Below are 12,136 nucleotides of genomic sequence, written 5' to 3' on the forward strand. Positions count from 1 at the left end.
CCCGCGGCGAAGGCGCTATGAAACCTATCCCGCGACGATGGAATCACCCTGCACGGAAACGGCTTTGGCCTGCAGCGGATCCTTCGCGGGTCCGTTGACCACGGCGCCGTCGAGGCTGAACTTGCTGCCGTGACATGGGCAGTCGATGGTGCCGTTCTCGATCTTCGACACGGTGCACCCTGCGTGCGGACACACGGCGGAGAACCCCTTGAACACTCCGGCAGTAGGTTGCGTCACCACGATGTCGTCCACGATCACGCCGGAGCCCACCGGGACGTCGGCGGTCTTCGCCAAGGCGGTCGTGGCGGCGGGCGCAGGTGCTCCCGATGATCCCGGGGCCGATGCCGAACCGGCCGACGGGGTCGGCGGGGCCGCCGGCTTGTTTCCGTAGGTGCTGCAAGCGGCGAGCGCGGTGGCGGCCAGGCCGAGCCCTGCTCCGGCAATGACGGTTCGGCGGGGCTGTCTGATCTCGTCGAGGTTCATGGCTGCACTTTCGTTGGGCTGGGCTGGGCTGGGCTTTACAGGGATTGTGGACCGCCGACCGCGTCCGTGCCGACCGGTTCTAGAAATGGACACCACTGGTCTCGAAAAACCACAACGCTGACGTCAGCCAGATGAACACCAGGCCGAAGAAGGTCAGGCCGCCCGCGATCGGAATCACCCACGGGGCGAGTCCCTTGCGGGTGAGCAGCAGCATCTTCGTCACGAACACACCATAGAAGAAGCACCCGAAGAGCGAGTGGAAGAGCACCCGCGTATCGGTGGACTGGAAGCCGAGCGCATACAGGCAGTGCACCGCGACGGGAACGCTGGCCAGGACGGCCAGCCGGCCCGACCAGATGTGCGCGGCGCTGACCCACGACGGCACGCGGCCGCGGGGGAGCAGCCCGTACATCGAGAACGCCGAGCCGAACTGGAACAGCGCCAGTACGACAGCCACTGTCGCGAGCCACGCCTTGACCGCGAGCCCACTGGAGAATCCGGCGACGTTGATCGAAAAGAACTGCGGATCATGCACTTTGCCGAACACGCCGAGGCCGACGGCGACTGCCGAGCCGATCAGCACGGCGATCACCGCCCCGACGGCGCCAGCGTTGTTCGTGCGGGTATCAGATGACATCGTCGGCTCCGTCCACCCGCGTCGCGGTGACGGTCTGGCCACCGACGACGGCGGTGCCGTCGGCGGCCAGGGCGGGCGCTGGCGCCGTCGAGCCGTCGGCCTGGCGCTGCACTCCGGTGACCGCGCCGTTCCCGTCGACGATCCAGCTGTTGCGTACGCCATTGTTCTCAGAGACGTAGAGCCCGGCCGGCGGCTCGGCAGGGGCCGTGGTGAAGTCCCACTTCTTCTCGCCGATCCACAGCGTCCCGACCACCGTCGGGCCCTGGAGCCTGCCCCCGAGGCGGCTCGCCTTGTCCTTGCTCGCCAGCGAAAGGGCCCCGTTCGTCGCGCTGCCCTTCAGCCACACCTCGACGGTGTTGCCGTCGCAGGCGTAGGCGATGGCCTTCGGACCGTTGACCGTGATCTCCAGGGTGATCACACCCGCCGCCGTCGGGATCTTCCCGACGTAGTCGGCCTTGGCCGGGAAGGCCACCGGCGGCGGAGCGGGCGGCGGAGGCGGCGGTGCGGGTGCGGCCGTCGTGGTCGACTGCGCGACGGGCTTGGCCGGCGGCGTGTCGGCGGTCTCCTGGGAGTCGTTCATCAACCAGAGTCCGCCGCCCAGTGCCGCGACTGCGGCCAGCGTCACCAGCGGACCGATCCTTTTCTTGTTCATGAGACGAGCATGGTCTCCCCGACGTCGCCTTACATGGAGAAACCATGGAGGTTGTGAGGAGATTCGACCGGACGTCGACTGAAGGCTGCGTGACGTTTGCGTTCCGCACCGGCGGGCTACCGTAGTCCCATGGATGGCCGCGAGCTGCTCGCTGGCCGCTACGAGCTTCGAGGCGTTCTCGGTCGGGGTGGGATGGCGGAGGTCCGCGACGGCTGGGATACCCGGCTGAACCGCGCGGTCGCGATCAAGCTGCTCTACTCGGCACTCAACGCTCAACCCGACATGCGGCGGCGCTTCGAGCACGAGGCCCGCTCAGCGGCCGCTCTCAGCCATCCCAACATCGTGGCCGTCCACGATTACGGCGAGCATGACGGACGGCCGTTCATCGTGATGGAGCGTTTGCCCGGCCACACCCTCGCCGATCAGATCGCGCGCGGCCCGTTGGACTCCGCACGGGTGCGTGCGGTGCTCCACGACGTGTTGAGCGCGCTCTCCGCAGCGCACTCCGCCGGGGTGCTGCACCGTGATCTCAAGCCCGCGAACATCCTGGCCTCGGTGACCGGTGACGCCATGAAGGTCGCCGACTTCGGCATCGCGAAGACCGCGGGGACCACACTGACCGCCACTGGTCAGATCGTCGGCACGATGGCCTACTTGAGCCCGGAACGGGTGGCGGGCGCACCGGGTTCGGTCGCCGACGATCTGTATGCCGTCGGCGTGATGGGATACGAGGCCCTCACCGGACGCCCGGCGTTCCCTCAGGACAACCCTGCGGCCCTGGCTCGCGCAATCATGGACACGCCGCCGCCATCGTTGGCCGTCACGCGACCAGACGTGGAGCCGTCCCTGGCAACCGTGGTGGATGGGGCGATGGCACGTGACCCTCGGCAGCGATTCCCCGACGCCGATCACATGCGCGCCGCCCTGACGGGTGGATTCCGGCCGGCGACCAAGGTGCTCGTCGATCCGCTCGCGGCGTCGGCCACCTTCCTCGCGCCGTCGGCCTCCTACTTCGTGCCCACGCCGCCACGCCGTCGCCTCTCTCAGCGGACCCGAACGGTGCTCGTGGCCGCCGCAGCATTGATCGCGCTCACCATCACCGCACTCGCCGTCGCGCTCGATTCCTCACCGCAGGAGACGCCCCAACCGGTCGGCACGACCACCAGCACTTCCGCGACCACTCCCACGTTTAGTTCGACCGCACCGACGACTGCCACGTCGATTGACGAGCAGCCCCCGCAGAAACCGAAGAAGCGGGGCAATGGCAACGGCAAGAAGAGGGGCGACGACTAGCAAAGGCGACGTCACGCGTCGAACAGCCGATCCTCGGTTTCGACAGGAGCCACACGGCATTCCGAACGCGCGGGCGGTGCGATCACCTTGCTACCCTGCGATGGCTGCCGGATGCCGGACCGCTGAGCGGGACGCCCGGACGGCGAACGCAGTGGCGCGAACGAAACCGCAAGAGTCCATACGAAGAGAGTGTTGTGCGCAGCGGAGAGATCAGGGCCCTGACCGGCCTGCGGATCGTCGCTGCGCTGTGGGTCGTACTGTTCCACTTCCGCCCACTTCTGTGGCAGGCGGCCCCCGATTTCGCCTCGGCCGTCGCCCCCATCCTCGACTGCGGAGCCCAGGGTGTCGACCTGTTCTTCATCCTCAGTGGATTCGTCCTGACCTGGAACTACATCGACAAGATGGGCAAGTCGTGGTCGATGCGTGCGACCCTGCGCTTCCTGTGGCTGCGGCTTGCCCGGGTGTGGCCGGTGTACCTGGTCACCCTGCATCTCGCCGCACTCTGGATCATCTTCACGCTGAACGTCGGCCACGTACCGTCCGAGAACGTCGGCACGCTCAACGCGACCAGCTACATTCGCCAGCTCCTCCTCGTCCAGTTGTGGTTCCAGCCGTTCTTCGACGGGTCGAGCTGGGATGGGCCTGCCTGGTCGATCAGCGCGGAATGGCTGGCCTACCTGATGTTCGGCGTGCTGATACTGGTGATCTTTCGGATGGCGCGGGCCACGCGGGCCCGCAGCCTCCTATGGCTGGCGTTCGCCGCGTCGCTGCCTCCGGTGGTGTTGTTGTTGGCGTCGGGTGCGCTCTACACGCCGTGGAGTTGGCTGCCGCGTATCGTGATGCAGTTCATCGCAGGCGCGCTGGCCTGCGCCGCGGTCCGCAGATTGCGCCCGAGTGATCGGACCCGCACCGGCGCGGGCTACCTCTCGATACTTCTGATCGGCGCCATCGTCGGCGCTCTCTACCTGCTGTCCGCGCATCCGCTGCCCACGGTGCGCGACGGCAGCGGGCTCGTCGACGTTCTGTTCCTGCCCCTGGTGATCTGCATGGCCATCGGGGCGGGTACCCTTCCTGCCTTGCTGTCCACCCGCGTCGCGGTGTACCTGGGCCAGATCTCGTTCAGCCTGTACATGGTGCACGAGTTGGTGCACACCGCCTGGATCTGGGCGACGGAGCAGTTCGAGCTGGTGCTGGCCGGCACAGCGGGCAAGTTCACGGTCGCGGGCCTGATCGTGCTCGCGATGCTCGGTGCGGCTGTGCTGTACCACGTCGTCGAGGAGCCGGCCCGACGTTGGATGCGCAGAATGGTCGACGTCAGGGAGGCCTCGCTCGAATCCCGGGCCAACCTGGAGCACGACACCGGCAATGTGCAGCCGATCGACCAGTCGGCCCGCGCGAGCTGATGCGTGAATGGTGTTCGGCCGCACACCGTGTGCGGTGAGTCAGCAGCGAGTCGCGGACGCGTTTGGTGACCCGGATAATAGGCTGGCAGTGCCCGTCGGCAGTGGAGGTAACAGTGGGTCGTCTGGCCGCGTTCGTCGTCTTGTGCGCTCTTCTCTTCGGTGCGGTCGGCGCACCCGCGGCACCCGTGGTGCTGACGAGCCGGGACACGCCACTGAGTCGGGTCGCCGTAATCGGCGACTCGTACACCACCGGTAGCGACGAAGGCGGCCAGGGCTCGAACGGATGGGCCGCCCGCTCCTGGCAGACCCTCGCGCGGCAAGGATTTCAGATCACCCCCGACGTGGCCGCCGAGGGGGGAGCCGGGTACGCCGTCCGCGGCAACCGCGGCAGCGTCTTCGGTGACTTGACACCGCGAGCCGTCCGGCCCGACGACATGCTGGTGCTGTTCTTCGGGTCGCGCAACGACCAGGGCGTCGATCCGGCTGCACTCACCGACGCGGTGCGCAACTGCTTCGTCTTCGCGCGGCACGTCGCACCATCGGCGCGCCTACTCGTCATCGGTCCGCCGTGGCCGACGGCCGACGTCCCCGCCGACGTACTTCAGGTTCGCGACGTGTTGTACGGCCAGGCCCGGGCCATCGGAGCGACGTGGATCGATCCGATCGCCGAGCGGTGGTTCGTCGGCAGACCGGACCTGATCGGCCAGGACGGCGTACATCCCACCGACGCGGGGCACGCCTATATGGCGGACAAGATCGCGCCGCTCATCGCCGCGCAGTTGCCCCGCCAGGTGTGAACCGGCACCAGGACGGGCGACCTCAGTCCTGCACGGCCTTGGCGATGGCCACGCACATGGTGAGCCAATTCCGGTCCGGTTCCGCGCTGTCGGTCAGCTCCCACATGGCGTTGTGAACCATCCGGACGACGACCCAGGCTCGCGCGCGGTCGTCGTCCAGATCCGCCCCGTCGACCAACGCGTGGAAGCGGCGGCGGACACCGTCGCGGGTGTCGCCGGCGAGCTCGTCCCATCGGTTCCAGAGCATCGGGGCGATCTCGTAGTGCCGATCGCCGTTCACCGGCTTGGGGTCGATAACCAGCCACGGTTCGCGCTCGGCGGCGAGCACGTTCTCGTAGTGCAGATCGCCGTGGATGAGCGTGCCGGTGCTGGCGGGGTCGGCGGCGAGATCGCGGCCGAGGGTGATCGCCTGCTCCACCAGTCGGCGTGGAAGTGGCGCACTGCGCGGCAGTGCGGTGAGGTCGGCCGTCCACCCCTCGACGTACTTCGCCAGCGTCCGAAGCTGGGGCAACGCGGGGACGTGGATACGCCGGTAGAGCGACGCGACGACTTCGCACGCCTCAACATCCCAGAGCTCGTTGAGGTTTCGTGAGTACAACCGCTCGAGGAGCATGGCTCGGCGGTGCGGGTCGGCGCGCAGCAGCCGGACCGCACCGTCGCCGCCCCAACGCCGGAGGGCCAGGTGTTCGTGCTCGGACTCGACGTCGGGGTAGGCGACCTTCAGGATCACTGGAGCGCCGTCCGCCGTGCGTGCGGGCACCACGATCGAGCAGTATCCGTGGGTCGGGGCACCGTCGGCGGTCAGGTCCCACTCGTCGATCTGGCTCTGCACCAACTTGGGCAGGCCATCGATCCACGTCGCCCACTCCGGTCCCCTGGCAGCCATCGCACGCACCGCAGCGGGCAATTCGATCACCTGACCCATCGTTCCACTCGGCATTCGATCGGCGGGAATGCGCACCAGCGACCTCGTGTTGCGTGACACATGAGTGAGCCCTTCGACCCGCGTGAATTGCTGGCCCAAGCCCGGATCGGCGTCCTCGCCACGATCAAGGCGAACGGGCTCCCTCAGCTGTCGCCCGTGACGCCGTCGTACGACCAGCAGGCCGACATCGTCTACGTATCGATGACCGATGGCCGCGCCAAGACCGCCAATCTGCGACGGGACCCCCGGGCGGCGATCGAGGTCACTAGTGCAGACGGTTGGGCGTGGGCGACCGCAGAGGGCACGGTCACCCTCACCGGTCCTGGCACTGACCCGCACGGCCCCGAGGTCGAGGCGCTCGTCGACTACTACCGGGCGGCGGCGGGAGAGCACCCGGACTGGGAGGAGTACCGGTCGGTGATGGTGTCCGACCGCAGAGTGCTGATGACGCTGGCCGTCGAACGCGTGTACGGCGAGAAAATCCGCTGAGCGATCACGGCTCCGCCAGCGGCTTCCCGCGAAACGGAGTCTCCCACGGGCGTGGCGTTAGCATTGATGTGTGACCGAGCGCAGAACTCTCGGGGATCTTGACTTCGATGACGGGGTGGACGACCCCGACGACGACGGGTGGTACGGCCGCGCACTGGTCACCCCCGACGACACCGCACCGCGGCACCCGCAGGCAGAAGCCGCCGAGCCGCTGGCCATGCGCGAACTCGACGACCCGCCCCCCCGTGCCGTTCCGCCCCGCGACGCACCGCGGCACCGCAGGCCGGACGACCCCGAAGGCACCCAGTGGACCGGCATCCTCGCGCCGCGCAACGGCCGACCCGGCGTTCCACCCACCACGTCGTGGGAATCCAAGTTGTCCAACAGTGGCGCATGGGACTTCAAGGCGTCCGCCGCAGTGCCGTGGTACCGCTCGAAACGTGTGCTGACCGCAGCGGGGGGAGCGGCGGTGGCAGCGCTCGTGGTGGCCGGCGTCCTGCTTCTTACGCGGGGTTCTGCCGCGGGCGTGCAGGAGTCGACGAGGGTGTCGCCGACCAACCCCACCAGTGCCGGGCCTGCACCCTCGAGCCCAGCGCCCGCTCTGTCCACAGGTATTGCTCCACCGCCACCGCCGGCTCCACCGCCACCGCCACCACCCTCGGCCGAACAGATCACCGCGCCTGCCCCGACTCGCGTGTACACGCCCCGTCGATCCGCGCCATCCGAGTCGGACATGCCCGAGATCGGGGTGACTCGCACCCCCGTCACCCGGGCGCCGATGAGTGCGACGCCACCTCCGCCACCCAGTCCCGACAGGAACTCCTCAACGCCAGGAGACGCGCCCAAGGGCGGATGGGGACGCTGGTAGGCATTCGGTGACTCCGTCCTCCGTCGCCGGCTCCGCGCGGGTACGCCTGGGGCAGTCGGACCTGACGGTGCGCCCAATCGGTCTGGGCTGCATGGGAATGTCACAGTTCTACGGCGCTGCGGATGACAGTCAGTCGATCGATACGATCCGGGCAGCGTTTGACCTGGGAGTGAACTTTCTGGACACCTCCGATGTCTACGGTGCGGCGGACATCAGGTGGGGAGTGACCATTCGCGGCTTCGGCCACAACGAGGAACTCATCGGCACGGCGCTCGCCGGCCGCCGCGATGACGTGGTGCTGGCGACGAAATTCGCCGCGAAGATCGACGACGACCGCACGGGCATCATGATTGACGGCCGCCCGGACTACGTCAGGGCGGCGTGCGAGGACAGCCTCCGCCGTCTGCGGACCGACGTGATCGACCTGTACTACTACCATCGCCTGGATCGCAGTGTGCCGATCGAAGACGATGCCGCCTTTGTCCAGGGTGATATTCGGGCCACGAATCCACGCTTCTCGGGCGAGAATCTCCGCTCCAACCTGCAACCCGTGGACAGTCTCATGGCGCTGGCGCAAGAGAAGGGTTGTCGTGCAGGGCAGCTCGCCCTGGCGTGGCTTCTGACCCAGCCACTGGACGTGGTGCCCATACCCGGTACGAGGCGGGCCGAGTACGTGCAGGAGAACGTCGAGGCCATTAACGTCGCGATCAGCATCGACGAAATCGCTTATCTCTCAGAGGTGTTCGCGCGGAACCGCATCGTCGGTGAGCAGTATGCCGCCGTCCATGCACAGACGGTCGAAAAATGATTCACCTGACGCGAGAACGTCAGCGGACTGTGGTCTTGAACCGCTTGCGATAGGCGCCGGGGGTAAGGCCCAGCTCGCGTTGGAACAGCCGACGCAGCGATTCGCTCGAACCGACGCCGGTTCGTTCGGCGACGTGGTCGAGGGAATCCGGACCGCTGGTGAGGATCGCGCAGGCGGCTTCGAGCCGGGTGCGGTCGACGAAGTGTTGTGGGGTGTGGCCGGTTTCGGCGAGGAACAGTCGCGAAAGGTGGCGGGGACTGACCCCGGCGGCCGCGGCGAGCGTGCCGAGGGTGTGGTTGCGCCGCGGGTCGGCGGTGATCGTGTTCATGACGGCGCGGACGACGGAGTTGTTGGTCGGTAGCGCTTCCAATCGGACGCTGAATTGGGATTGGTCGCCGGGGCGGGCCATAAAGACCACCAGATCTCTTGCGACGTCACGCGCCAGCGCCGGTCCATGGTCTTGTTCGATGAGGGACAGTGTGAGGTCGATCCCTGCGGTGACGCCTGCGGAGGTGGTGTAGGCGCCGTCGGTGACGAAGATCGCGGCGGCGTCGACACTCACGTCGGGGAATCGTGCCGCGAGTTGGCGCGCCAGCTTCCAGTGGGTCGCCGCCCGCCTGCCGTCGAGCAGCCCGGTTGCGGCCAACGGGAAGGCGCCTGCGCAGATCGACACGGTGCGCTGACTGCGGTGCGCGAGTTCGCGCAGGGCGTCGACGAGTTCCGTGTTGGTGATGCTGGCCTGCCAGTCCGGCGCACCGGGAACGAGCAGAGTGCCGATGCGTTCGGGGACCAGATGTGCGGCGGTGTCGACACCGAGGCGGGCACCGGAACTGGCGACGACGTCGCTGCCGGTGATCGACGCGTGAAGAACGCGGTAATGGGCGCCGAGGGCGTTGGCGGAGGTGAACGCGTCGACCGGCCCGGTGACGTCGAGCATCTGGATGCCGTCGTAGACCATGACGACGACGTGGTGGGGTCCGGCGTCGGCTTCGGCGGCCATCAGTTCCGCGTCATTCGTTCAGTGGTGTCCACATGTGTGCCTTTCCTGGCGCTTTGCGCACTGCCGCCGCGACTACGGGAGGCCGATAGTCGAGTTAACCGCGCGGCACCTCCCGGTGTCCCGCATCGCAAGAGAAAGGACGAGACATGGCTGAAATCATTGCGGGGGTTCGCATCCCTGACAGTTCGTTGGCCCAGGAGGCCACCCAGCTGATCCGCGACACCACCAACGAGCTGATCTTCCATCATTCGCGGCGGGTGTTCCTGTTCGGCACCCTGCAGTCACGGCGGTTGGGCATCATGCCGGACGCCGAGATGCTGTATGTCGCGGCACTGTTCCACGATACGGGCCTGGTGGCGCCGTACCGAGGGACTGAGCAGCGGTTCGAATTGGACGGCGCGGACACGGCACGGGGCTTCCTGACCTCGCACGGATTCTCGGCCGCGGAGTCCGACGTGGTGTGGACGGCGATCGCCTTGCACACCACGCCGGAGGTGCCGTACAAGATGGATCCGGTGATCGCGGCCACCACCGCAGGAGTGGAGACCGACGTTCTGGGCATCCGGCTGGACGCCATCGACGCCGCAGAGATCGATGCGGTGACTGCGGTGCATCCGCGACCGAACTTCAAGAACGAGATCCTGCAGGCGTTCTCCGACGGATTCTCCGACCGGCCCGACACCACGTTCGGCACCGTCAACGCCGATGTGCTGGAACACTTCGTGCCCGGGTTCCGTCGGATCGACTTCGTCGACGTGATCAAGAACTCGGCCTGGCCGGAGTAGCCTCCGAGGACGTCGCGTAGCCGACACCACCCACCGGAGGATGCATGACCAGCGGAACCAGTCCTGTTGTGACCCAGCGCGACCCGGAACTGGTCGGGCAGACCGTCGTCGTGATCGGCGGAAGCGCAGGCATCGGGCTCGAAACGGCTCGACGCGCCAGGGCGGAGGGCGCCGACGTCATCCTCACCGGCCGCAATGCCGACCGGCTCGAGCAAGCGGCGCTCGACGTCGGCGCGAAACAGACCGCCTCCTTCGACGCCAACGACGCGGTGTCCCTCGAGGGGTTCTTTCAAGGGCTGCCGACACCGATCGACCACGTGATGATCACGGCCGGTGGCCCGCAGTACGGGCCCATGCTCGAGATGGACTCAGACCAGGTGCGCGAGGCGATCGGCGGGCACGCGGTGCTGGCGCTCGAGGTCGCGCGCCATGCCGCGGGCAAGATGAGGCCCGGCGGCACGCTGCTGCTCGTGGGCGGTACGGGCGGCCGGCGGATCGATCACCGCCTGGGGATCGTCTCGGCTGCCACCGCAGCGTTGCCTCCGTTCACGGCGGCACTCGCCCTCGAGCTCGCGCCGGTTCGCGTCAACCTCATCGCCGCGGGCTTCGTCGACACCCCGTTGTCGGCGTCGCTGCTAGGAGATCGGCTCGAGGAACGCCGCAGCGAGCTGCGGGCAACGCTTCCGATCGGCCGCGTCGTCGGGCCTGCCGACGTCGCCGCGCTCGCCGTCCACATCATGAGCAACATGGCGCTCACCGGAGCGACGTACGACATCGACGGCGGCCAGCAGTTCGTGTGATGAACACGCGACGAGTCGACCCTCCCGAGGGGAGGAGCCGCCAATGCAAACGATGATCGACTTCGACGACGCGCCAATATTCGCCATCCCCATGATCGGCGGCACCAGCGTCCGCGAAGGCATGCTGATCGAGGGTCCGCAGGGCTGGGGCGAGTTCAGCCCGGACGACGATTGCGACGACCGCGCGGCCGCGCGCTGGCTGACCGCGGCGATCGAGGCCGGCACCGTCGGGTGGCCCGACCCGGTGCGGGGTCGGGTTCCGATCGCCGTCACGGTGCCTGCGGTCGATCCCAGACGAGCCTACGAGATCGTCGCGACCGCCGGGTGCCGCACCGCAGAGGTCACGGTCGGCAACAAGGGCTCGCTCGCCGACGACCTCGCTCGACTGGAGGCGGTGCGCGACGCGCTTGGCGTCGATGGCGCAATTCGCTGTACCGCCAACGGAATCTGGGATGTCGACACCGCCGTGTCGGCGATCGCGGCGCTCGACAGGGCGGCCGGCGGACTTGAATTCGTCGGGCAGCCTTGCCGCACCTTCGAGGAGTTGGCCGCCGTCCGAGGGGCAAGCACTGTCCCGATCGCCACCACCGTGCCGATCCGCCCCGAGGATGCGTCGCGGACGTCGCTGGTCGGCGCCGCGGACGTCGCAGTCCTTCGGTGCGGACCGCTGGGCGGCGCACGGCGCGCGCTGGTGGTCGCCGAGGCTTGCGGGCTGCCATGCGTCGTCACGTCCACAGGGGAGACGAGCATCGGGTTGTCCGCAGCGCTCGCGCTGGCCGGAGCGCTGCCGGAGCTGCCGTACGCCTGCGGGCTCGGCACCAGGTCGCTGCTGGCAGGCGACCTGGTCGCCGGGCCGCGCTCGTTGATTCCCGTCGACGGCTACTTGCCGGTCGCCCCGATGCCACCGGCACCGGATCCGGAACTCATCAGGCGATACACGGTCACCGGCAACGACAGGATCGCCTGGTGGCGCGAGCGGCTACGCACGGCCTGCGCCGTTCTATGATCCGTCGAGACGCCGCGAGCAAACGAATCATGGGCTGCGAAGGAGATGACGTTGCCCGACGCCACGCTTCGCACTCGGTGGGCGATCGTGGTTGCCGTCGTGGCGCTTGCGGGGTGTTCGGGGTGTGGGTCGACGAACACCGAGCCGACCGGATCGACCACATCGAGTACCACGACCGGTGCTACTCGCG

14 protein-coding genes are annotated in these 12,136 nt (G+C 67.9%); 9 read left to right on the plus strand and 5 right to left on the minus strand.

Translation table 11 applies throughout. From position 1 onward, the window contains the following. Positions 1-24 precede the first annotated feature (24 nt). The 3 genes from QOC69_RS13190 to QOC69_RS13200 form a co-directional block, all read right to left on the minus strand. A complete protein-coding gene (locus QOC69_RS13190) occupies positions 25-483 on the minus strand; it encodes a Rieske (2Fe-2S) protein (protein ID WP_526440120.1) in 459 nt (152 codons plus the stop codon). Between the two features lie 79 nt (positions 484-562). Beyond that, on the minus strand, positions 563-1,120 hold the full coding sequence (locus QOC69_RS13195) for a DUF6529 family protein (protein WP_526440122.1): 558 nt from the start codon (positions 1,118-1,120) through the stop codon (positions 563-565). Next, positions 1,110-1,772 (minus strand): hypothetical protein, encoded by a 663-nt coding sequence (locus QOC69_RS13200; protein WP_526440124.1) that lies wholly within the window; start codon positions 1,770-1,772, stop codon positions 1,110-1,112. Before QOC69_RS13200 ends, QOC69_RS13195 begins: the two co-directional genes overlap by 11 nt. 129 nt (positions 1,773-1,901) lie before the next feature. On the opposite strand from QOC69_RS13200, the gene QOC69_RS13205 reads away from it, so the two are divergent. The 3 genes from QOC69_RS13205 to QOC69_RS13215 all read left to right on the plus strand — a co-directional run bounded on the left by QOC69_RS13205 (position 1,902) and on the right by QOC69_RS13215 (position 5,265). Beyond that, positions 1,902-3,065 carry a serine/threonine-protein kinase gene (locus tag QOC69_RS13205; protein WP_526440126.1) on the plus strand — a complete coding sequence of 388 codons (1,164 nt, stop codon included), beginning with the start codon at positions 1,902-1,904 and terminating at the stop codon, positions 3,063-3,065. Between the two features lie 194 nt (positions 3,066-3,259). Continuing rightward, entirely contained in the window at positions 3,260-4,468 is a 1,209-nt protein-coding gene (locus QOC69_RS13210) for an acyltransferase family protein (RefSeq protein ID WP_526440128.1), read from the plus strand. Between the two features lie 113 nt (positions 4,469-4,581). Further along, positions 4,582-5,265: an Rv0518 family GDSL lipase gene (locus QOC69_RS13215; protein WP_526440130.1), complete on the plus strand. Its 684-nt coding sequence runs from the start codon at positions 4,582-4,584 to the stop codon at positions 5,263-5,265. 22 nt (positions 5,266-5,287) lie between these two features. Here the strand turns inward: QOC69_RS13215 and QOC69_RS13220 are convergent, their stop codons facing one another. Beyond that, positions 5,288-6,181, minus strand: coding sequence for an aminoglycoside phosphotransferase family protein (locus QOC69_RS13220; RefSeq protein ID WP_526440132.1), 894 nt, complete (start codon positions 6,179-6,181; stop codon positions 5,288-5,290). Between the two features lie 69 nt (positions 6,182-6,250). Between QOC69_RS13220 and QOC69_RS13225 the strand changes: the two genes are divergently transcribed. The 3 genes from QOC69_RS13225 (at position 6,251) to QOC69_RS13235 (ending at position 8,355) form a co-directional block, all read left to right on the plus strand. Beyond that, positions 6,251-6,679, plus strand: coding sequence for a PPOX class F420-dependent oxidoreductase (locus tag QOC69_RS13225; RefSeq protein ID WP_526440134.1), 429 nt, complete (start codon positions 6,251-6,253; stop codon positions 6,677-6,679). A 70-nt stretch (positions 6,680-6,749) separates the two neighbouring features. Then, positions 6,750-7,547: a hypothetical protein gene (locus QOC69_RS13230; protein ID WP_526440136.1), complete on the plus strand. Its 798-nt coding sequence runs from the start codon at positions 6,750-6,752 to the stop codon at positions 7,545-7,547. A gap of 67 nt (positions 7,548-7,614) precedes the next feature. After that, a complete protein-coding gene (locus QOC69_RS13235) occupies positions 7,615-8,355 on the plus strand; it encodes an aldo/keto reductase (RefSeq protein ID WP_526440152.1) in 741 nt (246 codons plus the stop codon). 19 nt (positions 8,356-8,374) lie between these two features. Here QOC69_RS13235 and QOC69_RS13240 read toward each other — a convergent pair whose 3' ends face one another. Further along, entirely contained in the window at positions 8,375-9,355 is a 981-nt protein-coding gene (locus QOC69_RS13240; protein WP_526440138.1) for a GlxA family transcriptional regulator, read from the minus strand. Between the two features lie 146 nt (positions 9,356-9,501). Here QOC69_RS13240 and QOC69_RS13245 point away from each other — a divergent pair, with 146 nt between their 5' ends. The 3 genes from QOC69_RS13245 to QOC69_RS13255 are packed head-to-tail and all read left to right on the plus strand — an operon-like array spanning position 9,502 to position 11,946. Beyond that, positions 9,502-10,140 carry an HD domain-containing protein gene (locus QOC69_RS13245; RefSeq protein WP_526440140.1) on the plus strand — a complete coding sequence of 213 codons (639 nt, stop codon included), beginning with the start codon at positions 9,502-9,504 and terminating at the stop codon, positions 10,138-10,140. A 44-nt stretch (positions 10,141-10,184) separates the two neighbouring features. Next, positions 10,185-10,940, plus strand: a complete 756-nt coding sequence (locus QOC69_RS13250; RefSeq protein ID WP_526440142.1) for an SDR family NAD(P)-dependent oxidoreductase — start codon at positions 10,185-10,187, stop codon at positions 10,938-10,940. A 43-nt stretch (positions 10,941-10,983) separates the two neighbouring features. Beyond that, positions 10,984-11,946, plus strand: coding sequence for an o-succinylbenzoate synthase (locus QOC69_RS13255; protein ID WP_526440144.1), 963 nt, complete (start codon positions 10,984-10,986; stop codon positions 11,944-11,946). Positions 11,947-12,136 lie beyond the last annotated feature (190 nt).

Source organism: Mycobacterium sp. (genome assembly GCF_032162105.1).
In the GTDB taxonomy this organism is placed as follows: Bacteria; Actinomycetota; Actinomycetes; order Mycobacteriales; family Mycobacteriaceae; genus Mycobacterium.